Source organism: Paenibacillus sp. HJGM_3, assembly GCF_045062745.1.
Taxonomy (GTDB): Bacteria; Bacillota; Bacilli; order Paenibacillales; family NBRC-103111; genus Paenibacillus_AA.
This window is the reverse complement of record NZ_JBJGED010000034.1, coordinates 1-19,519: the sequence shown is the minus strand read 5'-3', so window position 1 is coordinate 19,519 and position 19,519 is coordinate 1. Positions and strand designations below refer to the sequence as shown.

The window sequence follows — 19,519 nt, the reverse complement described above, 5'->3', positions numbered from 1 at the left end:
GCGAACATCCGGATGGATGAGGAGAAGACCGGGAGCCGCAAACGTTGGCTTCATTGGATCTCGGGCTGCATGCTGGTCCTCTTAGCAGGCAGTACCTTGCTCAGCAATACGTTGTACTCCATGACATTGCCGAAGGTAAAGACGCAGACGGCCGGTCCGGGTCAGCTGGATCAGACGTATACCGGTCAAGGGATCATTCAGCCGGTGGAAGTGCGGGAACTTACGGGAAAGGCGGGTAGGATCGTTAAACGCGTGCTTGTAAAGGAGGGCGATACGGTCGAGAGAGGGGAGAATCTAGTAGAGTACGATACGCGGGATGCCTCGAGACAGCTGGAAACGGAGGAGGCGTTGTTGAAAAAGCTCCAGCTGTCGATCCAGCAGCTGGAGTACGCTTATATCATGGCCGAACAGAGCGGAGAGCAAGGGGGCATCCTGGCCGCCAAGACCGCCCTGGAGAGCGCCAAGCTCGATATCGACATCGAGCGGCTGCGGATCGAAGAGATGCAGGCCCAGCTGAGCGCGAATCAATGGTTGAAGGCGCCTTTCAGCGGGAAAGTATTAACGGTAAATGCCGAGGAGGGTGGGTCCGCTAACGCAGGCGATCCGGACATTCGGCTGGAGAATACGGCCCAAGGGTATCAGTTGGAACTGCAGCTTCCATCCGTCCTTGCTGCCGGATTCAAAATTGGAGATCCGATGGAGACGCACTTGCTCGGGCTGGATAACCGCACCTTGTCCGGCCAAATAGCCGGCTTGACCGTTTCGGCAACCGGCGACGCTATCGCGAAAGAAGCGGTTCCGATGATTCGGATGAAGGTGGCCCTTCAGGATGCGTCGCTCACGGGAGGAGAACAAGCCGAGGTGAAGGTTGTCCGCGCAGGAAAGCCCGGCACGCTGCTGCTCTCCAAAGCCGCAGTCCATAGCGATCCTGCCGGAACCTACGTGTACACGGTAGAGGAACGCAAGGGACCGTTAGGCAACGCCTTCTACGCCAAACGCAGAGAAGTGACGCTAGCCGGATCAACGGAGCAAGTGGCCGCGTTAGGCGAAGGGCTGTTCTCTCAAGAATCCATCATTATGGAAAGCAGCGAGCCTCTTCTGGACGGGAGCCGAGTACGAGTGCTGGGCCCGTAACGGACAGAATTCACGACAATAAGGCACTCTTCGCATTCTTTTGCGGGAGTGCCTATTCGCTATTATTTTCTTGAGAGAGCGGAGCTAGCGAGAGGCTTATGGACTCGTCGCTTGCATCCGCTGATCGAGCTGATCGAGCACGAGCGGCCAAGCCTGCTCGTGCCGATTCCGAGCCTCCTCCGAGGCGAACCCTTCGTGGACGAGCTGCAGTCGCGTTCCATTGTCGGATGCTTGCAGCTCAACCGTTACGACGGTCTCCGCGCCCTCGGTCCCGCCCGCGCCCGTCACCCAGGTCAGCTGGACGAGCCGGGAGGGCTCGAGTCGGAGGAATCGTCCGTAATGCGGATGACGCTGAGCGGCCGACTGCTCATCGACCCGGTAGACGGTCTCGAAGTAGAAGGGAGCGCCCGCTTCCGCTCTCATGCGGACCGTGCCCGGCTCGGCGAACCAACGGTCGAATTGTTCGGTCCAGGCTCGGTACAGCACGTCCGGCGAGGCTTGGAGATTGCGTGAAACCGACAGCCGATGCGGTCTTCCGGATAGATCCGGCGGCACGAGTGCAGGTCCGGTCAGCATATCCCGCAGTCGCAGCAGGCGCTTCTCCGTCCTATCGCCGAGCGTCTCGATCCACTTCTCCATCTCACCCAGACTATTAGGGGGAAGTGAATAGCGCTTGTCGCGGCCCTCTTGCTGAACCGATACTAAACCGGCCGCCTGCAGGACATTCAGGTGCTTGAGAATGCCTTGTCGAGTGATGGGGAAGAAGGCCGCCAATTCGGTGGCGGTTTTGGGAGTATGCTCGGCGAGCGTCTCCAGCAGCTTCCTGCGGATCGGCTCGCCCAGAGCGTTAAAGATGCGTTCCGCGCTCAATAGGGCAAGCTCCTTCCTTCCGCATGTGCCTTCAAGTTCTCCAGCGACATGGAGTATCCTTGCTCGACCCGCTCCCCTTCCTGCTGATTCGGATAACCGTTCTCGGTTATGGTCACGCGGGTCCCGCCTTGCTCTTCTTGAAGTATAAATGTGGTCACCATCTCGGGGGCCGTCGCATCCATCTCCCATCGAAGGGCAAAACGATGCGGCCGGTCCACCGTGACGATCTGAGCGCGAAGCGTTACGACTTCGATGCCGGAGTGGTAGGCGTTCGGCGAATGGTGGAAATACACTAGAGCTCCCACCTCCAGCTTAGGGATCTCCCAAGGCGAACCCGGTGCGTACCAGAGGGAGAGCTGCTCCGCTTCGGTAACCGCCAGCCAAACGCGTTCGCAAGGCGCTTCGACCCAGATCGTGCGTACAACCGTATACTGCTCCATGGCCTGCAATCCTCCTATGTGAAACTCTATAGTTGCACATAGTTTACCAAAAGTGCGTTCTATTTGCAACTCCTCAGTTGCAGGGCTTGCAGCGTTTCCCGCGGCCAATCCCACCAAGCAATCTCGATCAACCGGTCGGCTGCTTCCCGGGAGAACCGTTCCCGGATAAGCTTGGCCGGCACCCCGGCTACGATCGTATACGGATCGACGTCCTTCGTCACGACGGCTCCGGAGCCGATGACCGCTCCCGTGCCGATCGACACGCCCGGCATGATCGTCGCCCCGTGCCCGATCCAGACGTCATGGCCGATCGTGACCTTATGGGAGCGCCGCCAGTCGAAGAAATCCGCATCGTCCTGTTCCGCGAACCCGTACGAGGCTCGCCGGTATGTAGCATGATGCTGGGTCACCCGCCACATCGGGTGATTCCCCGGGTTGATGCACACATGGGAGGCGATCGAGCAGAACTTGCCGATCTCGGCGTAGTTGATCTGCACTTCATCCACGCAGTAGCTGTAATCGCCGAATACGACTTCGTTCAGACGGCTTCTGGCTCCGATCGCGGTCCACTCGCCGACGTAACAATTGTGCAAGACGGCCGATTCATGCACGGACGGTGCCGCCGACAGCTTCTTCTTGGGACCATCATAATTGATGAACGTCATGGCCATACTATCACTCCCTCGCGTTTTTAACTAAGATTAGCTTGTCGACATCTTCCGGGCGTTAAGGAGGAGTTAAGGTTGTGTAAAATTGAATCCGAGGGAGATGGGATGATAGATTTCCGTTTGGGTGGGCATCTATTTCTTGTAAGGTGAAAACTTGGAGAGAGCGGAGGGTTGAGATGGAGTACCAACGCGTGAAGCATATCGAGAACATTCAGATTCCGGTTAGAGCTTTGGACGAGTCCATAGCCTGGTACGAACAAAATCTTGGGTTTCGGTTGAAAGGGTATGGGAATAAGAGCTTGGCTTTCCTCCAGCTGAACGAAACGAATCACGTCAACTTATGGCAAACGGACGAGGACACGACGATCAATTTTTTCAAGGATGGTCAAGCCATGCCCGCATTCGTAATGGTGACGGAGCATATAGAGAGGCTCTACGAGGATTTGAACCGAACGAACACCACGATCGTCGCTTATTCCGACGAGGGGTTTGCCAGAGGATTAAAGTTCCTCGATCCCAACGGCAATCTGCTGCTCGTCTTGCAGTATAAGTGAGGCGGATTCTATCCCCACATAGCCATCCGAACAAAGCCCGCTGAGACTCTCAGCGGGTTATTCGGTTATCGTGCGCTTGAACAATTACTTCACTTCTGTTCCTTCATTTTGTTCATTTCAACCAAAGTCATTATGTTGCACTTCCTGATAAAGTCCAGGATTAAAAGCAATTCCTGCTCGGAGTAATCCGACATAATGGCAAGCGTCGACTGCATGATCGATTGGAACAGGGGCGAGATATGGGCCGAGCCCTCCGGTGCAGGCTTGACCAGAACCCGTCTTCGATCGTTCGGATCCTTGTCCCGGATGACATAACCGGATCGCTCCAATCGATCGATAACACTGGTCACCGCCCCTGTAGTCAATCCGGTTAATTGGGCCAGCTGGCCGGCCGTTACCGGACCGGTACGGTTCAGGAAATCCAGGCATTTGTGATCGGTGACGTTCAGGTCCAATTTCTCGGAGATCAACTGATGGAACATAACCGCTCGTGCGCTGTTTTGCCGCAATTCTTCGAGCAGTATGGTCTGAGTGGAAGTGAGATCGGGAAAATCGGATGGGAAATTATCGCTTGACATATCGGCGCCTCCAAGGTACGATACAAATATCTTAACGAATTAAGATATAATATAAATCAAGATATTTGAATGGTTAAGATTCTTATGTTGTTCAGTATAACACGGACTTAGGGCACCGCCAACCAAAACTCCCATCAAGAGAGGACGATTGAAAATGACAAATCAAGAAGATCTGAAGTCGATCGGCGCATTATTCGCGGAATTAAGTGATTCCTGGAACAAGGGCGACGGGGAGGCATACGGCAATTGCTTCACGGAGGACGCCGATTATGTGACGTTTATGGGCCAGCATCTGAAGGGGAAGAAGCAGATTGCCGATGTCCATCAGATGCTGTTTAACGGACCTCTGAAAGGCTCCGTCCTAGTATCCAGCGCTTCTTCCGAGCTACAACCGCGGTTTGTCACGCCCAATGTCGCGATTGTTCATGTGGTTGGAGAGGCACGGGTCACTGAGCCGGCTCAAGATCCGAACGACAGAGCATCGATCAATACGAACGTCGTGGTGAAGCAGAACGGACAATGGAAACTGACGGCATTCCATAATTGCCGGATCCAAGCGATGCCTGGAGGCCGGCACTGAGCGAAGAAGAAGAAGAAGAACGACAAGACCGCCCGGGGCTAGGACCGGACGGTCTTTTTATTTGCCGTTGCCTTTTGTTTTCAAGAGGTCATCGACCATCATTCTCATGGACCCAATCATCGTTTTCTTATATCGGACCGCAATCATCAGTACTTTGATCTGCTGGCTGACGGACAGCTGCCGGAATCGCGGCTCCTGCTTCAAAAAAGAGCGGATAATCGACAAGCCGGCCGGGGTCATCCGTTTTTTGTCTATGTTCGGAAAGAAGGACAGCAGCCGGCGGTTGCGCAGGCGGTACATCCAGGATTGCAGCACGATGGCCGTATCGCGGTCTTCGATAATGCACGGTGCATACTTCTTGTTCGTGTGCTTGCTTAGGTATTCGTACCGGTCGAGCCCGCTCACCACGATATAGCTCCCGTCCTTGCCGTTCTTGCGTACGGCCAAGATGTGCATGCTGTCCCACATCAGGCGCCGGAGCTTCTTGAGGTTATCCGTCATTTTGACGCTCAAATCCGGTTTGATTTTGCTCATGGGGATATACTGCACGATGAACTTCATCCATACATCCTCTCCTTACGGGAGTATATGTGCTCCGGCCTTCGTCCTATACATTATGCGGCGTTCCGCCACTCTGCGACGACCTCTTGTGATGCCTCCTAATATCCAATTGTGATGCCAAAATAAGGATGATATGATTAGGCTCATACTTATGAATGGTGGATGGAGTGTTTGTATTGAGATCGCTTTTTTTGTACGGGGACATTGGCCCTAATTTTGATACGACGTCCTTCCCGTTTGTGGAGAAGGCTGGCGGTGCGGCAGCTAGAATAGTCGTGCTGGGATTAAGAGTCCCGACCTGGGATGTTTATTTTAACCGGGTTTTTCGCGAGCGTTGGGCGACCGGGGGTACTCATGATGTGAAGTCGATTACACCCGACGAGCATTATGAATTTGATTCCTGCGCCTACGAAACATTGCAAACTTGTACGGGCTTGCTCATCTGTGGAGGGGATACCCGTCAATACTATAAAGCCTGTGTAAGTAATGTGAAAATGAAAGAAACCATTAACGATTTGTACACTCGTGGGGCACCCATTGCCGGCGTTTCTGCTGGAGCTTTGATCGCTACGTCTCCCTGTACGATCTGGGGAAGCAGGGTCACGGGCGCGAATAATAAGTATACCGTAAGAAGCAAGTACGACCCTGCGTGCCAAGAACAAGAGTTAGTGACTGGCGAGGGGCTGGGGCTGCTAAGTGGGTGTATCGTAGAGCCGCATTTCAGTGAATTTGGGGGCTTTCCGCGCTTAGTGGCCTCCATGCAAAAAACGTCTGCCGAAATCGGCTTGGGTGTGGATGAACCGATTTGTCTGGAAATAACGGATGAATTCCGCGTCGTCGTTCATGGTACGGGGCGCGCGTATTATATTAAAAAACTTACGGACGATTTTACTGTGAGAGTTTTTGAACCAAACGAAGAATTTCGCCTTCTATAAGGACCCCTAAACTTCCATAAATTCACAAGATCGTCACCCTGCTCGAGTGCATTGTATGGGAGAGTATTATTGTAATCACTTTCAATGGGGAAGGGTGGTCGCTGCAGTGGGTAATGTTGAGAAGCTCGATGATCAAGTTTGGAGGATTCGATTAAAGCAGCCAGTCCCAGTGGATGTATTCAGTTATTTGATCACTAGCTCGAAAATTACACTGATTGACTGTGGTCACAAATCTCCTATTTCTCAACAAGATCTTTTGGCCGCTTTTGAGGAGATTGGCATAGTACCAAGCGATGTAGATCAAATCATTTTAACTCACTGTCACGTGGATCATATCGGCGCATTGGTTAGTGGAGGTCCGTTGTTTAAAAATACTCCCGTAATTGCTTGCCATGGAGCAGCTGAATCCGTTGTCGGTTTCGATCATTTTAATTCGATCAGACATAACGTTCCCGATGACAAGATCTTTAAACGGATGATTGACGACACTCTTATCAGCTCGAGCGCCGATTATTATAAGTTAGAAGATCCGCTTATTATCCACCGTGAAGTAAGGAGTGGCGACCTAATTGATATCGGTGGGGATACGCTCCGAGTGATTGAAACCCCCGGACATAGCGAAAGTCATATTTCCCTGCTGAGGGATCGTTCGGCTAGCCTGTTCGCCGGGGATATTGTTTCTTCAACCGGTCCTCCAGGTCTCATTGTCGATCTTGAACAATATATAGGTACACTTAATAGGCTAAGATCTATGACTCTCTCACGCATCTACCCTGGCCATGGTCCAATCATTAATCAACCACAAGAAGCCATAGAACTTGCTCTGAATCGAATCCAACAAACAGACGAACTGATCATGGACTATATCAGTAAGAGCGCAACAACCCCTTTTGAAATAGCCCTACAATTTACAAGAGGGGAAGTGAACCAACGCACTCGTTTTTTTATTAACATTACATTGATTCATTTGGAGAGACTTTCAAAAAAGAAAAAGATTAACTTGGAATACCAAAACGGGATCATCAAAAACATTACTTTGGCGTAATTCGACTTAACGAAATTGTTGTGGATTCGTCAATGAAATTGGGATGAAACGTTCTTCCCTTTCTTCAAACCTACGTTTGTGTAGAGGTCCTCGGTGTACGAGTCGAACGCCATTTGCAGCGGATGTTCGCTCTGAGGGGGTTCAATCGTGCGACTGAGATGCAATTCCACAGGAGTAAGCGCTACGGGAACTTCGGAGTCGGAAGTGCGGATCAGGATGTGCCCTCTGAGCATCCACCGGACGAGGTCGTCCTTGGAGCTGTCCAATGGAGTGGATTCCATCATTAGGGAGTTAAGCATATTTCAGCGTGTTGGAAATATTGACTAATGATTTCAGATAATACAACTTCATGGGCTCGCCATCCACTGATACGGTTACGATCGTAAAATCGGCGTTGTCCGACATGGATTTTTCGAGAGATCGTTCCCAGTCCGACTGCGTGCTTGCATTCATCGTTTTCACCTCATCCATATTTTGCATCTGTTTGTCATGCAATTATGTACAAGGTGTAAACGAGGTGTCGCGTGGGGCGAGAAGTACTGGCATGCCGGAATAACTATAATAAAACAATCGGTTGCAGCCGAATGCGGGCTCTACTACAATGAGGGGTACAACTCGAATTAGATCGAATAAGCTACAGCACAGATTTCCCCATCTAGACTTGCCACATAATAAAGAGCCCTGAACTTGAACTCAGGGCTCTTGCTATAATTACTGCTTACCAAACTCGCCAACGGAAGACAAAACCCGGCCAATGAAACTTGGATTTCCCCACAAGATATAACGTCCTTTTTTGGCATCCTTATCGTAGTAATATTGCGATTTAGCCGGACCGTGGTCTTGGTCTTCATTCATGTGTTGCATTACAATCTTTGAGATCTCGAATGCTTCATCTTTGTCGTTCACATAACAGTCGAGAACCGTACAAACTTGAAATTTGCCTGTCACCTGTCCGTGAAAACCATCGATGTAAGATTGCACGTCTTCGATTGCATTTTCGTGTAATTCTTTAGCATTTCCACCCATGAACATTTCTGCATCCTCCTTGCGAATACGCCATTCTCCGCCTACCTTGGTCGCTTTCAATTGGCCGTTTCGAATATAACGTCGTACAGTTCTGGGATGCATGTCGAGTGTTTGTGCAAATGAATCGACCGAATAAAAATCATTCAATGAACACACCTCCAAGTTCTGGATGTACATATTGTATCTTATTGTTACATTTTATTCAATATAATTACACTAACAGGACAATTCGTATTTATAAATTTGACTTTGAGTGGTATCAAGATAAAGAGCTTCGCAAAAATAACGATAGAAAGGACTTTAAGTTCATGAATAAACCGATGTTACGCGCAGAGGGCATAGTTCTCGATTCAGCTAAGATGAAAGTTCTTGTACAATGTGACATGGAAGAGTCCTTCTACAGGTTCCCTGGTGGGGCTGTTGAATTTCGTGAGACGGCGGTACAGGCCATAGAAAGAGAACTGATTGAAGAGTTTGATCTGCCAGTCGTCCTTGACGAACTTGCTGTAATCAACGAAAGTATCATCGAGTATGACGATAAACAGAGACATGATTGTACATTAATTCATTGGTGTCATCTCAACTCGGAAGAAACGTATTCCTTCCCCATCCAGCACAAAGAGCGACACGGGATCATCCTAACATGGAAGTCGATAAAAGAATTACACCAAAAACAGGTTTATCCAGAGGGAATACTCGAAGTGATTCGATCAAAAATGTTCAATAAAATCCATCATATCACGACAATAAAAAGCTACTAGCTCGATAAGAAAGAGGGGGACGGCATGACAGTTGTACGCTTGGCTGCATTAGACGACATCGACGAACTGGTTCAAATGCGATGGGACTTTTCGGAGGAGGATTATGGCTCTAGTACGGTTAGGTTCGAGGAGTTTCATCGGACTTGTAGGGAGTTCTTGGTAAATGCGATTCCAAGCGGCAATTGGTTCATATGGGTAGCAGAAACAGAAGGAATGATTGTCGCTCATATGTACCTGCAACTCATCCATAAAGTACCTAGGCCGGGGAAATCCGAAGAGCCTTATTTCGGGTACGTGACTAATGTCTACACGCGACCTCCTTTTAGAAAACAAGGAATCGGAAGCATGATTCACAATGCTATGGAACAGTGGTCGAAAGAAAATCAAGTCGAATTTCTTATCGTTTGGCCCAGCACCGAAAGTGTGCAGTTTTATTCTAGAAATGGCTTTTCCCGATGTGAAGAAGCCATGGAGAAGCACTGGTAACGAAATCGAGATAGGGAGATCTATTGCGTTTAGACACCAGGTTAATATGGAACTTTTACTCAGTTGCCAGCAAGGGAGGGATCGACGATGGCAATAACTACGGATGCAAAAGGAAATGTCTTCCTGGAATTTATGGCAATCCAAGAGGAAGGTCTCGAACAGGTTGCTCTAGATGCTCCATTGACTCACTCTCTGATCGTGGTTAAGTGTCAGGGAAAATTCCTATTCATGTATAACAAATGGAGAAAGAGCTGGGAATTACCAGGAGGTGTCATTGAACCAGGAGAAACTCCAAGGGAGTGCGTGATTAGAGAGCTCTTAGAGGAAACCAACCAACGAATCGAGAAGGTTGAGTTCAGGGGGCTGATGAAATTTGATCTTCAACCGAGTTATCACGGACCAAAAAGAGTGGAGTATGGTGCTTTATTTTATGGTGAACTCGATACGCTCTCTGAGTTTATGGAAAATGACGAGGCTGGAAAAATCATTTTATGGGACGGTTCTTCGGATATCGGAGAGATTGAAGAAATCGATAGGAAGCTGATTGAGTTTGTTTGAGGTTTTGGATCTACGAACTACCAAAAAGATAGGTGACTTACGTTTTCCTCGTGATAAAATATAACTTCTTCGACTATTTCCTGGAGGGATGCGGGTGCAAGAAAAACTATCAAGCGCGAATAAGATGGCTTGGGAAACTAGAGCCTATCAGGCTTGGGTTCGCGAGTTTGGGACACCGGATGAACTTGCAGTGAAACTGAAGGCGGATCACAAGCATCATCTGCGCCATTGGCTAAAGTACATAGGTAATCCATCAGGCAAGCGAGTACTGAATCTCCTCGGTTCACACGGCAGGAAGGCCATTGCTTTAGCCTTACTAGGCGCTGACGCGACCGTGGTGGACATTTCGGAAGAGAATCGCTTGTACGCCATGCAGACGGCCGCTGCGTGTGGAGTCCATATCCATTACATCTGTTCGGATGTATTAAATATCCCTGAAGAAGAGGATTTAGGGGTTTTTGATATCGTGCTGATGGAATTCGGCGTATTGCATTATTTTTCAGACCTCAGCTCTATCTTCTCAGTGGTGCGTCGCAAATTAGGGAAGGAGGGTCGCTTTATTCTGACGGACTTCCATCCTTTCGCACGTACATGGATGAAAACCAACAATCTAAAAGATCCGTCGGGCAATTACTTTGACGATCGGATTAAGGAAGGCGAAGTGGCCTTTGCAAAACTGCTTCCCGAAGAAGTGCGCTCTGAATGCCGTAAAGTTCTAGTAAAAAGCTGGACAGTCGGTGACATAATCTCGGCCATCGGGACGGAAGGATTCGTAATAAGGACGTTCGAAGAGATACCCGGCTCTACTGACCCGAGGTTTCCGGAGTTTTACACTCTAATCGCCGATCGAATTGAGCTAGAGTTACCCTCCATACATCCCTGACCATATATCCATAGCGTAAGCGCAACGGAACAATCCAGGGAGGTGAGAGATGAGCGGAAGTTGGCACGATTTCTACGGAAACGAGGGTGCTGGTCTTGAACTGGCAGCCTCTTTCTTTTAATCTTGGAATCCAAGTGAATCCGTGAGATGATTGAACTAACGAGTCAGCCAGAGAGAGGCATTTAATGATGTTAACTAGACGAAACTGAACTATCTTTTTGATTATTGGATTAGTGGTTATGTGGGCTGCGGTACCTGTTTGTACAACACCCATAGGGAAAGCAACCGAACTTCACCTGCCCTCAAATAAAGTCACAGCTTCCCCAGAGTCAAACGGAATCGAAATGACCACCGATAAGGCAAAATATGAACAATCGGATAAAAAAATTGATTTACTAATAAAAAATACAGGATCTGAAGAAATAACGTTTAATGAACTTTATCAGATTGAAATGGACATGAACGGCACATGGTCTAGAATTCCTTTTCAAGAGAATCTGGCAATCCCTTTACTTGCCTATGAATTAAATCCAAATGCAACCGCTACAAGTGCAATTTATTTCAATAACTTAAACCTACCCACAGCAAGCGGCAAGTTTCGAGTCGTAAAACAATTTACTCTTGAAACCTCACAAATAAGGCTAGTCACTGAATTTGAAATAGAATAACTGGAGGCAGATCTAAGGATGAACCAGCCTTACCGTTTTAAACAAAATGAAATCGACCGTATCACAAACCGATTTGGAAAACCATTTTATGAAAAAGTAGCGAGGGAGATCGTAGAATATGCGGAGAGGTGGGCATTAAGCTCCTTTCAACTTATTCCTTCCTATTCGGCCAACTTAGTTTTTACCTGCTACTCAGAAGCTCAGGGAAACGTAGTGCTCAAAATAGGTAATCCTGCTTCTGGAGAAACAAGTAAAGAATATCATACGTTACGTCATTACGTGGGGAGACGATTTTGCAGAGTGTACGAGGCCGATCTTGCCCAGGGCGTCATCCTGGAAGAACGTATTCAACCAGGTACTCCTTTAAGGCATGAGAGTTCGCTCGATAAAAGACTATCTGTTTTTTGTTCGCTACATAAAGACTTACATTTGACGCCAGGTAATACGGTAGTATTTCCGACTTATTCAGAGTGGGTAGGCAGAATAACAGAGTACATGAGCAACCGGCAAGATTGTGAACCATTATATTTGTACATGAAAAAAGCTGAAGCGATATGTACATCCGTTTCCAATTCGTATTCACAAAGGATGCTGCTTCACGGCGATTTTCACCATGATAATATATTGCTTGGCAGTGATGGAGAGTATGTAATCATTGACCCTAAAGGCGTTATAGGTGATCCAGTCTTTGATGTTCCGCGGTTTATTTTGAATGAATTTGGTGATGAAATAACGGTGAATTTATTTGATAAAATAAACTATATTATTGGAACCTTAGAAAACAACCTTCATATTCCAAGCTACATAATAAAACAATGCCTGTTCGTAGAAACGGCAATGGGCGTATGTTGGAGCGTAGAAGACGGCGCGACCCCTGAGGAATACCCGAAATTACTGCAACATGTTGCTTTCGCAGACACCGTTATGAATTCTTAATTCCATAATGCGGACGGAGGTGAGCTGTGCTGGAAAAGATACGGCTGCGGGCATGTGCGTTGATCATTAGAGACGGGGCTATATTACTGATTGAATATGACAATGATCAGGATGACGGGGTGCATTACAACCTTCCTGCCGGCGGTGTTGAACCGGGCGAAACCTTCATGGAAGCGGTCAAAAGGGAGGCGAAAGAAGAGGCGTGCGCCGATGTGGAAGTAGGTTCGGTTGCTTTTATTTATGAATACCAGCCGACTAAAAACAACTACATTTACGGAGACACACATTCTGTTGGGATAACATTCGAATGTCAATTAATCGCGGGCTCCACTCCTCAGCTCCCCGAGACCCCAGACCCCAAACAAACGGGTGTGAAATGGATCCCCATCTCGGAGTTGAATACCATTCAGCTCTACCCAGAAATAAACCAAGACATTATCGATTATTACGAGGGGAAGAAGTACCGCAATTACGTGGAAGAACAAGAGATTCAACTCCGTAAGCTTTTACGCTAACGATCGAATAGGGGACTTGGTGATCTATGTTGGAGAATCTGAAGTCGTGGGCTAAACAGCTGAAAAGAAAAGTATTCGTCCTTTACTATGCCTACCAAGATAAGCGCACCCCGTGGTATGCCAAAGTATTTGCGGTTTGTGTTGTGGCATACGCTTTTAGTCCAATTGACTTGATTCCCGATTTTATTCCCATCCTCGGTTATCTGGATGATGTAATTCTAATCCCGCTAGGCGTCGCACTTGCGTTGAAAATGATACCTGCAGCCGTCATTCAAGCGTGTACCGTAAAAGCAGAGGCGCGACTGCAGGCGGGAAAACCGAAAAACTGGCTAGTAGGCAGTTTGATTATTTTGGTGTGGATCGCGGTTCTGATTTGGATTTTATGGTTAGCCTATCGGTATTTCGGTCCGCTTTAATGCGGTCGATGCGGCGTCGGACGGCGTAGAAGCGTTGTTATCGAGGTTCCCTACGCTTGTTTAACCAGGTGTTCTGCGATGCGGAAGGCCATGGCGAAAATCGTCAAAACCGGATTAACTCCACCATTGGTCACGTGTACGGAGCCGTCGCTGACCCAGAGATTATCGTATCCGTGTACACGCCCATACGGGTCTGTGACGGATGTCGAAGGGTCGTCCCCCATGCGCAGCGTCCCTGCCTGATGCTGTCCGGCACTGAGCCCGCTGCCTGGCGATGTTCGCCAAACCCGACGTGCTCCCGCCGCCCAGAGCCAAGTCTCCGCTTGTTCTCCTAGCATGGCGGCGGCTCGAAGAGACTCGGGATGGACACTCCCCGAGAGTTGGGCTACGGGGATTCCGAAGCGGTCTTTCACAGTCGGTGAGAGCCGCACTCGGGACTGAGGGTTCGGGATATCCTGGATGGGTCCCTGAACATGGCTAGTGCGCACATAACCGTCCCGCATCATTTCCTTCCCTGCGCTTCCCCACCGAGCGGCATCCGGCGGTAGCGCCCGGTTCCAGTGAACCAGAGGCAACCGGGTGAATTCGTTGGCAAGCATCCCGCCGCCGATGATCCCGCCTGCATTGCCATGGGCAAACCGACACGTCGCAATACTCACCCCAGGCCCAAGACCGTCTTGAACCGGTTCATCAAAAAGGGCGTAGGCTCCCGTATAAACATGCCCTTGTAGGTGTCTTCCTACTTGATCGTTCCGATTGCCAATCCCGGTCGGTTCCGCATCGCTGGCCGAGTTGAGGAACAGTCGGGCGCTTTCGATCGCTCCGGCCGCGACGACCACATGCGCTGCTTGCACTTGCCGACGTCGGATCGAGCCGGCGACCTCCTGCACAAGGCGAACCCCGGTGGCATGTTTCCCTCCCTCGGTGTCGATACGCTCCACCATGGTATCGCAGATAAGATCGCATTTCCCCGTTTGGAGCGCGCGCAATAACAGGGTATTGTGGCCGCCGTTCTTGCTATCGGTCGGGCAGGCAAAGCCGACACACTGTCCGCATCGCCCGCAAGCCCGTCGCCCGTCGCGCTCGACCGAGTTGATAAGAAGAGGAACCGGCCCCGCGTCCCATCCCAATTTTGCAGCCGCCCGGGCCAAGCGTTCCGCTTCCATGGTCCTCGGCAAGGCTGGCATAGGATAAGGACGGTTCCGTTTACCGCGTCCCGGGTGGGCATCGCCATCGCCAGAAACGCCGACTTCCCATTCCGCCCGTTCATAGTAACGCTCAAGATCCTCATAGCTTATCGGCCAATCACTCAGCGAACTCCCGTCCGGAATCCCATAGCGAGTAGCCATTCGGAAGTCATCCGCATGAAATCGCCAGGCTTGGGCTCCGTATACGCGTGTGCCGCCGCCTACAGTCATGGCGTTATTATGGTAGTCCGCCTCATGAGGTGCTGTAATCCGCTCATCTCCGCCCGCCGTAAGAATCGTACGAGGATGACCTTCGAGCCCTGGACCGGTGTTATGACCGTATTTGCTAAATCGATGATTGCGTGTATGGTCGTTGCCGATCTCACCGTATCGCAACCAACTTCCCCGTTCGACGACGAGTACACGTTGTCCCGATTCGGCCAACAACGCCGCCGCTACCGAGCCACCGGCTCCTGCCCCCACGACAATAGCGTCATACCGGTCCCGGAGCTGATCGAGGTTCAGCTGCGGCAGCTCGGCTTCCGGGACGGGTTCGTCGAGTCCGGAGACGGTCCCCGGACGAAAGCCAATCATGGTCCATGACTTCCCATCGCGATTCCCGCCAGCACCCGGGCTTCCATAATACCCTTCGACTACCAGGTTCAGTAGGGTAGCGAAGAAAAGTTTTTGCGAAACCGGAAAGTCTCGAAGACGATCATGCTCCAGGTCACCCAACAGTTCGTCTTGCTCAGTTGCCGTCAGCTCGGTGAACGGCCGGCCGTAGGAAGCGCTTGCTTTTGCATCCAATCCGCGGAGTCCAGGTACAATCAAATTGTGCCAGAGCGCGCGGTCTTCGGCTGATCGATGTTTGAGATAGGTCAAGACACCTCCATGGGTTGCAGATGGCCATGCATCTTCAGGAATCATCCGATCGGCGACTGCGTCTAACATAGAAATCAAATCGTTGGACCAATACTCTGGATCACCCGGCTTCATCCACGATCACCCCCCTTATGGTTTTCGGCTAGCAGCATTCAATCTCAATGCAGTTCTAACCCCATTATATATCGCGTCCCGGATTACCAGCTAGATATTTGGCAACAAGTGGGCCCTGCCTGCGAATGCGATATTGGACTTACCGTGAATTTTATATACATTTAAAAGCATATACCTTTACAAGTATATATCTTTTATGGTATATTCCATGCATGAAATCAACACTATATGCTCTTGCCGAGCCAAATCGATTCCAAATTGTTGAGCTTTTGCGCAAAGGACCCCTTACAGTGGGCGAGATTACCGATCGACTTGGACTTATTCAACCGAAAGTTTCGAAGCATCTTCGTATCCTTAGTGATACCGGTCTGGTTGAGGTACGAGTGAAGGGTAATCGGAGAGTGTATAAGCTGCGCCCCGACCCATTCCGGGAACTGGAAAGTTGGATAGAGTCCTATCGCCTCATCATCGACGAGAGTTTCGATCGTATGGACGATTACCTGCAAGCAATTAAAGAAGAGGAGAAAAGTCATGACAAACATTAGCTCGAGGGGAGATTACAATGGCTAAATCTGAAATTGCGGCTGAACCCAACAAACAAGAGATCCTAGTAACACGCGTCTTCGATGCACCTCGTGAGCTCGTGTTCAGGATGTACTCCGATGTTCAAGCCATTCCCAAGTGGTGGGGACCGCAGTACCTTACTACGGTTGTGGAGAAAATGGAAGTTAGAAAAGGAGGAATCTGGCGATTTCTTCAAAAAGATGCCGATGGCAACGAGCACGCCTTTAATGGCGTCTATCACGATTGCGTTCCTCCTGAGAAGCTTGTCCGAACCTTTGAATACGAGGGAAATCCAGGCAACGTGATGCTTGAAACGGTCACACTGGAAGCGTTGCAGGAAGGAAGGACGAAGCTGACTGCTCACACAATCTTTCAGACACTGGAGGCCCGCAATTGGATGCTTCAGAACGGAGCGGAAAAAGGAGCCAGTGAGGGTATGGATCGGTTGGCCGAGCTTCTGGCGAATATAAAAAACCAACCAAGATGAAAGGAAATAATGAAATGAAAATTGCTATGCAAAAAATTACACCGCATTTGTGTTTCGATCATCAAGCTGAAGAGGCCGTAAATGAATATGTCTCGATTTTTAATAATTCCAGGATTATAAACATCACTCGCTATGCAGAAGGGCCAGGGGAATATGCAGGCACCGTAAGAACAATCCGTTTTCAACTTGACGGACAGGAGCTTATTGCGGTAAACGGAGGACCCTCTTTTCAATTCAGTGATGGCATATCGCTGTACGTAAGCTGTGAGACGCAGGAAGAAATCGATCGTTTGTGGGAACGACTCTCCGAGGGCGGAACCAAAGAGGTGTGCGGCTGGCTGAAGGACAAATACGGCGTGTGCTGGCAAATCGCTCCCACGATTGCATGGGAAATGGTTAATGACCCCGATCCTAACAAAGCCCAACGGGTTGCGGATGCCATTGATCGAATGACGAAGATCGAGATCGGACAATTAATTCAGGCTTACAATGGAGCGCAATAGAAGGAGGAGTATAGGATGGGAAAAGCGGTATTAACGATGCATATGTCGTTGGACAGTGTGGTCACCAATGAAGATCAATGGATGCACATAAGCGATGAAATTCTGGAAGAGTATCTTGACTATTACAACAGGATAGATCGGATCGTCGTCGGAGGAAATACGTATGCGCAGTTGGCGGAGTACTGGCAAAATGCCGAGCAATCTTCCGAATCCGAGCTCGAGCGCGCGATCGCAAAGAAAATAAACGACATTCCCAAGATTGTCATCTCCCGTTCGCTCAAAGATCTTGTATGGAGAAATTCAGAGCAAATCTTGACCCAAGATATCGAATCGCTCGTACGGGAGTTGCATGTACTGAAGAATACGGCAGGAACAATTTCCGTTGAGAGCGGATTGAAAACGTGGCAGCTCTTTCTCGAGCATGAGCTGTTCGACGACCTTTGGGTATTCGTTCATCCCGCTATCGCTTCTCAAGGCGAGAGACTGTTTGGCTCTTCGGATAAACAGCACAACCTGCAACTAACAAGCAGTAAAACCTATAGGAATGGCGTGCTCGGGTTGTACTATCAGAAAAAGTAATCTTGTGGCGGAGCCACGACTATTGCGAGCGGATCCCTTTCCCCCGACCAAAGTCCAGTTCAAATAACGTCGCTGGTCTGTTCTTGTTAATACTGGTACTCCTATATAATAAGGATAGACAAAGTGCGCTAAACAGTCGGGAATAACCTAATTTGAACATACAGAGGTGCTTCAGATGGATTTTCTGAAAGGTATGGGGAAGCTGGCGGGTGACGTGACAGGCAGGGTGCTGGGTGGTACTGTGCGGGTTGCTGGTGAACTCGTTAATAGCCCTTACATTAAAGAGATCGGCAATGATGTGGAAAGAATAACGGCCAAGACGGGTGAAATTGCAGGGCAAGCAGCGAGCGGTGTCTGGGATGTAGGCGCAGGCTTGTTAACGGCGGATAAGCAGCAAGCTAAGACGGGACTGGGCGAGCTGGGAGATGCTGCAGCTACAACAGCTAAAGGGGTTGTCTATGGGGTCGAATACGTGGTCGAAAGCGGGAAAGATATGGTGACAGGTATCAAAGAAAACGATAAAGAGTTGCTGAAAGAAGGCGTAATGAAGCTGGGGAAGGCAGCGGCAATCACCGCGATCGGCATCGGCGTGGTAGATATTGTCGATGGCCCAGACGGAACGGATACGTCAGGTTCGGCCTAAACGACACCACCTGCATCGAATCGTTTCATAGCACGTTAAGCACCTGCGGCCAAGGCCGGCAGGTGCTTTTTTTGCTAATCCTTGGAACTGCTAATAAGGTAATGCGCTAATGGACGTTCCCTAAAAATGCCATGGATACATAATAGTCTATAAAAAAATTCAACATAAGTCTATTACTTTTTTTGTATAAATTGTATGTTAATTAAGCGACCGCGGCGCGAAAAGAGAAACGGCTAATGAAGGGAGAAGTCCTGCATGATTACGCTCAGAAAAATCACGCTGGAAAACCGACGTGCCATATTTAATCTGGAGGTTTCAGAAGATCAGCGCCGCTTCGTTGCGTCCAATCTGTCAAGCGTGGCGTCGTGTTATGTCCTTGCAACCAATGGGGGGCATCCATTTCCGTTTGCCATTTACGCAGATGAACAGCCGGTCGGGTTTGTTATGATTACTTATAGAATCACCGGGTACGAACTCCCGACAATCGCACACGACAGCTATTGTATCCTGCGGCTGATGATAGACAAGCAACACCAGAACAGGGGCTATGGCCGGGAAGCGATGAACAAAATCCTGGAATTTATTCGCACCTCTCCGGCCGGGCCTGCACATTATTGCTGGATCTCCTATAAGGCCGATAACGCGGCGGCCAAAAAGCTTTATGAAAGCTTCGGTTTCCGTGACAACGGCGAAATCATCGGGGATGAACGAATAACCGTATTGCAACTCTGATTTGCCGTTTGTATCATGAGTCATAATAACGGAAAGGGGTAATGGCATGATTCAATCCATCGTACATATTGCGTTAGTCGTGAAAGATTACGATGAGGCGATAGAGTTTTATACACAAAAGCTGAACTTCACATTGATTGAAGATACGTATCAGCCCGAACAAAATAAACGATGGGTCGTTGTAGCTCCTCCCGGTTCGGTCGGGACTACTCTT

The 19,519-nt window shown here is 49.4% G+C and carries 27 protein-coding genes; 20 read left to right on the top strand and 7 right to left on the bottom strand.

Translation table 11 applies throughout. From position 1 onward, the window contains the following. Nucleotides 1-12: 12 nt before the first annotated feature. Nucleotides 13-1,134: an efflux RND transporter periplasmic adaptor subunit gene (locus tag ACI5FR_RS28495; protein WP_405460831.1), complete on the top strand. Its 1,122-nt coding sequence runs from the start codon at nucleotides 13-15 to the stop codon at nucleotides 1,132-1,134. Nucleotides 1,135-1,230: 96 nt separating this feature from the next. On the opposite strand, the gene ACI5FR_RS28490 is transcribed toward ACI5FR_RS28495, so the two are convergent. From ACI5FR_RS28490 to ACI5FR_RS28480, 3 genes are read right to left on the bottom strand one after another with little or no spacing between them, the layout of a single operon-like run. Continuing rightward, entirely contained in the window at nucleotides 1,231-2,004 is a 774-nt protein-coding gene (locus tag ACI5FR_RS28490) for a metalloregulator ArsR/SmtB family transcription factor (protein WP_405460829.1), read from the bottom strand. Next, a complete protein-coding gene (locus tag ACI5FR_RS28485) occupies nucleotides 2,001-2,444 on the bottom strand; it encodes an SRPBCC family protein (RefSeq protein WP_405460828.1) in 444 nt (147 codons plus the stop codon). The genes ACI5FR_RS28490 and ACI5FR_RS28485 overlap by 4 nt, the downstream gene beginning before the upstream one ends. A gap of 59 nt (nucleotides 2,445-2,503) precedes the next feature. Further along, entirely contained in the window at nucleotides 2,504-3,109 is a 606-nt protein-coding gene (locus ACI5FR_RS28480) for a DapH/DapD/GlmU-related protein (protein ID WP_405460911.1), read from the bottom strand. A 179-nt stretch (nucleotides 3,110-3,288) separates the two neighbouring features. On the opposite strand from ACI5FR_RS28480, the gene ACI5FR_RS28475 reads away from it, so the two are divergent. Next, the gene (locus ACI5FR_RS28475; protein WP_405460826.1) at nucleotides 3,289-3,666 is read left to right on the top strand and encodes a VOC family protein; all 378 of its coding nucleotides are present in this window, start codon (nucleotides 3,289-3,291) and stop codon (nucleotides 3,664-3,666) included. Between the two features lie 89 nt (nucleotides 3,667-3,755). On the opposite strand, the gene ACI5FR_RS28470 is transcribed toward ACI5FR_RS28475, so the two are convergent. Then, nucleotides 3,756-4,244: a MarR family transcriptional regulator gene (locus ACI5FR_RS28470; RefSeq protein WP_405460824.1), complete on the bottom strand. Its 489-nt coding sequence runs from the start codon at nucleotides 4,242-4,244 to the stop codon at nucleotides 3,756-3,758. A 154-nt stretch (nucleotides 4,245-4,398) separates the two neighbouring features. On the opposite strand from ACI5FR_RS28470, the gene ACI5FR_RS28465 reads away from it, so the two are divergent. Beyond that, on the top strand, nucleotides 4,399-4,824 hold the full coding sequence (locus tag ACI5FR_RS28465) for an SgcJ/EcaC family oxidoreductase (RefSeq protein WP_405460823.1): 426 nt from the start codon (nucleotides 4,399-4,401) through the stop codon (nucleotides 4,822-4,824). 57 nt (nucleotides 4,825-4,881) lie between these two features. Here ACI5FR_RS28465 and ACI5FR_RS28460 read toward each other — a convergent pair whose 3' ends face one another. Beyond that, nucleotides 4,882-5,385: a hypothetical protein gene (locus ACI5FR_RS28460; protein WP_405460821.1), complete on the bottom strand. Its 504-nt coding sequence runs from the start codon at nucleotides 5,383-5,385 to the stop codon at nucleotides 4,882-4,884. 176 nt (nucleotides 5,386-5,561) lie between these two features. On the opposite strand from ACI5FR_RS28460, the gene ACI5FR_RS28455 reads away from it, so the two are divergent. Further along, nucleotides 5,562-6,320: a Type 1 glutamine amidotransferase-like domain-containing protein gene (locus ACI5FR_RS28455; RefSeq protein ID WP_405460819.1), complete on the top strand. Its 759-nt coding sequence runs from the start codon at nucleotides 5,562-5,564 to the stop codon at nucleotides 6,318-6,320. 106 nt (nucleotides 6,321-6,426) lie between these two features. Then, nucleotides 6,427-7,365: an MBL fold metallo-hydrolase gene (locus tag ACI5FR_RS28450; protein WP_405460817.1), complete on the top strand. Its 939-nt coding sequence runs from the start codon at nucleotides 6,427-6,429 to the stop codon at nucleotides 7,363-7,365. A gap of 711 nt (nucleotides 7,366-8,076) precedes the next feature. On the opposite strand, the gene ACI5FR_RS28445 is transcribed toward ACI5FR_RS28450, so the two are convergent. Next, on the bottom strand, nucleotides 8,077-8,538 hold the full coding sequence (locus tag ACI5FR_RS28445; protein WP_405460815.1) for a helix-turn-helix domain-containing protein: 462 nt from the start codon (nucleotides 8,536-8,538) through the stop codon (nucleotides 8,077-8,079). A 161-nt stretch (nucleotides 8,539-8,699) separates the two neighbouring features. On the opposite strand from ACI5FR_RS28445, the gene ACI5FR_RS28440 reads away from it, so the two are divergent. From ACI5FR_RS28440 to ACI5FR_RS28405, 8 genes are all read left to right on the top strand, one after another. Beyond that, nucleotides 8,700-9,152: an NUDIX domain-containing protein gene (locus ACI5FR_RS28440; protein ID WP_405460813.1), complete on the top strand. Its 453-nt coding sequence runs from the start codon at nucleotides 8,700-8,702 to the stop codon at nucleotides 9,150-9,152. A gap of 24 nt (nucleotides 9,153-9,176) precedes the next feature. After that, nucleotides 9,177-9,638: a GNAT family N-acetyltransferase gene (locus ACI5FR_RS28435; RefSeq protein WP_405460812.1), complete on the top strand. Its 462-nt coding sequence runs from the start codon at nucleotides 9,177-9,179 to the stop codon at nucleotides 9,636-9,638. Between the two features lie 87 nt (nucleotides 9,639-9,725). After that, complete coding sequence (locus ACI5FR_RS28430) at nucleotides 9,726-10,196, top strand: NUDIX domain-containing protein (protein WP_405460810.1); 471 nt, start codon at nucleotides 9,726-9,728, stop codon at nucleotides 10,194-10,196. Nucleotides 10,197-10,290: 94 nt separating this feature from the next. Further along, nucleotides 10,291-11,079, top strand: a complete 789-nt coding sequence (locus ACI5FR_RS28425; protein WP_405460808.1) for a class I SAM-dependent methyltransferase — start codon at nucleotides 10,291-10,293, stop codon at nucleotides 11,077-11,079. Nucleotides 11,080-11,318: 239 nt separating this feature from the next. Continuing rightward, the gene (locus ACI5FR_RS28420) at nucleotides 11,319-11,747 is read left to right on the top strand and encodes an immunoglobulin-like domain-containing protein (protein WP_405460806.1); all 429 of its coding nucleotides are present in this window, start codon (nucleotides 11,319-11,321) and stop codon (nucleotides 11,745-11,747) included. 18 nt (nucleotides 11,748-11,765) lie between these two features. After that, entirely contained in the window at nucleotides 11,766-12,683 is a 918-nt protein-coding gene (locus ACI5FR_RS28415; protein WP_405460804.1) for an aminoglycoside phosphotransferase family protein, read from the top strand. Between the two features lie 26 nt (nucleotides 12,684-12,709). Beyond that, nucleotides 12,710-13,198 carry an NUDIX domain-containing protein gene (locus ACI5FR_RS28410; protein WP_405460803.1) on the top strand — a complete coding sequence of 163 codons (489 nt, stop codon included), beginning with the start codon at nucleotides 12,710-12,712 and terminating at the stop codon, nucleotides 13,196-13,198. 26 nt (nucleotides 13,199-13,224) lie between these two features. Continuing rightward, nucleotides 13,225-13,614 (top strand): YkvA family protein, encoded by a 390-nt coding sequence (locus ACI5FR_RS28405; RefSeq protein WP_405460802.1) that lies wholly within the window; start codon nucleotides 13,225-13,227, stop codon nucleotides 13,612-13,614. Nucleotides 13,615-13,664: 50 nt separating this feature from the next. Here ACI5FR_RS28405 and ACI5FR_RS28400 read toward each other — a convergent pair whose 3' ends face one another. Next, nucleotides 13,665-15,752 (bottom strand): gluconate 2-dehydrogenase subunit 3 family protein, encoded by a 2,088-nt coding sequence (locus ACI5FR_RS28400; protein ID WP_405460909.1) that lies wholly within the window; start codon nucleotides 15,750-15,752, stop codon nucleotides 13,665-13,667. Between the two features lie 257 nt (nucleotides 15,753-16,009). On the opposite strand from ACI5FR_RS28400, the gene ACI5FR_RS28395 reads away from it, so the two are divergent. The 7 genes from ACI5FR_RS28395 to ACI5FR_RS28365 form a co-directional block, all read left to right on the top strand. Next, nucleotides 16,010-16,342, top strand: a complete 333-nt coding sequence (locus ACI5FR_RS28395) for an ArsR/SmtB family transcription factor (RefSeq protein WP_405460800.1) — start codon at nucleotides 16,010-16,012, stop codon at nucleotides 16,340-16,342. Nucleotides 16,343-16,359: 17 nt separating this feature from the next. Further along, a complete protein-coding gene (locus ACI5FR_RS28390; protein WP_405460799.1) occupies nucleotides 16,360-16,848 on the top strand; it encodes an SRPBCC family protein in 489 nt (162 codons plus the stop codon). A gap of 14 nt (nucleotides 16,849-16,862) precedes the next feature. Beyond that, a complete protein-coding gene (locus tag ACI5FR_RS28385) occupies nucleotides 16,863-17,351 on the top strand; it encodes a VOC family protein (protein WP_405460798.1) in 489 nt (162 codons plus the stop codon). A gap of 15 nt (nucleotides 17,352-17,366) precedes the next feature. Next, a complete protein-coding gene (locus ACI5FR_RS28380; RefSeq protein ID WP_405460797.1) occupies nucleotides 17,367-17,930 on the top strand; it encodes a dihydrofolate reductase family protein in 564 nt (187 codons plus the stop codon). 175 nt (nucleotides 17,931-18,105) lie between these two features. Beyond that, complete coding sequence (locus ACI5FR_RS28375) at nucleotides 18,106-18,573, top strand: hypothetical protein (protein ID WP_405460795.1); 468 nt, start codon at nucleotides 18,106-18,108, stop codon at nucleotides 18,571-18,573. A gap of 255 nt (nucleotides 18,574-18,828) precedes the next feature. Next, entirely contained in the window at nucleotides 18,829-19,305 is a 477-nt protein-coding gene (locus ACI5FR_RS28370) for a GNAT family N-acetyltransferase (protein WP_405460793.1), read from the top strand. A gap of 46 nt (nucleotides 19,306-19,351) precedes the next feature. After that, nucleotides 19,352-19,519, top strand: a 168-nt coding sequence (locus ACI5FR_RS28365; protein ID WP_405460908.1) for a VOC family protein, incomplete at its 3' end; no start/stop codon positions are given.

Excerpts from the sequence above, each read along its gene's own strand:
- ACI5FR_RS28385 (WP_405460798.1), top strand. The coding sequence starts at position 16,863 with ATGAAAATTGCTATGCAAAAAATTACACCGCATTTGTGTTTCGATCAT.
- ACI5FR_RS28400 (WP_405460909.1), bottom strand. The coding sequence starts at position 15,752 with ATGTTAGACGCAGTCGCCGATCGGATGATTCCTGAAGATGCATGGCCA.
- ACI5FR_RS28375 (WP_405460795.1), top strand. The coding sequence starts at position 18,106 with ATGGATTTTCTGAAAGGTATGGGGAAGCTGGCGGGTGACGTGACAGGC.
- ACI5FR_RS28415 (WP_405460804.1), top strand. The coding sequence starts at position 11,766 with ATGAACCAGCCTTACCGTTTTAAACAAAATGAAATCGACCGTATCACA.
- ACI5FR_RS28480 (WP_405460911.1), bottom strand. The coding sequence starts at position 3,109 with ATGACGTTCATCAATTATGATGGTCCCAAGAAGAAGCTGTCGGCGGCA.
- ACI5FR_RS28405 (WP_405460802.1), top strand. The coding sequence starts at position 13,225 with ATGTTGGAGAATCTGAAGTCGTGGGCTAAACAGCTGAAAAGAAAAGTA.
- ACI5FR_RS28370 (WP_405460793.1), top strand. The coding sequence starts at position 18,829 with ATGATTACGCTCAGAAAAATCACGCTGGAAAACCGACGTGCCATATTT.
- ACI5FR_RS28440 (WP_405460813.1), top strand. The coding sequence starts at position 8,700 with ATGAATAAACCGATGTTACGCGCAGAGGGCATAGTTCTCGATTCAGCT.
- ACI5FR_RS28420 (WP_405460806.1), top strand. The coding sequence starts at position 11,319 with ATGTGGGCTGCGGTACCTGTTTGTACAACACCCATAGGGAAAGCAACC.
- ACI5FR_RS28430 (WP_405460810.1), top strand. The coding sequence starts at position 9,726 with ATGGCAATAACTACGGATGCAAAAGGAAATGTCTTCCTGGAATTTATG.
- ACI5FR_RS28395 (WP_405460800.1), top strand. The coding sequence starts at position 16,010 with ATGAAATCAACACTATATGCTCTTGCCGAGCCAAATCGATTCCAAATT.
- ACI5FR_RS28460 (WP_405460821.1), bottom strand. The coding sequence starts at position 5,385 with ATGAAGTTCATCGTGCAGTATATCCCCATGAGCAAAATCAAACCGGAT.
- ACI5FR_RS28475 (WP_405460826.1), top strand. The coding sequence starts at position 3,289 with ATGGAGTACCAACGCGTGAAGCATATCGAGAACATTCAGATTCCGGTT.
- ACI5FR_RS28390 (WP_405460799.1), top strand. The coding sequence starts at position 16,360 with ATGGCTAAATCTGAAATTGCGGCTGAACCCAACAAACAAGAGATCCTA.
- ACI5FR_RS28495 (WP_405460831.1), top strand. The coding sequence starts at position 13 with ATGGATGAGGAGAAGACCGGGAGCCGCAAACGTTGGCTTCATTGGATC.
- ACI5FR_RS28380 (WP_405460797.1), top strand. The coding sequence starts at position 17,367 with ATGGGAAAAGCGGTATTAACGATGCATATGTCGTTGGACAGTGTGGTC.
- ACI5FR_RS28465 (WP_405460823.1), top strand. The coding sequence starts at position 4,399 with ATGACAAATCAAGAAGATCTGAAGTCGATCGGCGCATTATTCGCGGAA.
- ACI5FR_RS28485 (WP_405460828.1), bottom strand. The coding sequence starts at position 2,444 with ATGGAGCAGTATACGGTTGTACGCACGATCTGGGTCGAAGCGCCTTGC.
- ACI5FR_RS28470 (WP_405460824.1), bottom strand. The coding sequence starts at position 4,244 with ATGTCAAGCGATAATTTCCCATCCGATTTTCCCGATCTCACTTCCACT.
- ACI5FR_RS28435 (WP_405460812.1), top strand. The coding sequence starts at position 9,177 with ATGACAGTTGTACGCTTGGCTGCATTAGACGACATCGACGAACTGGTT.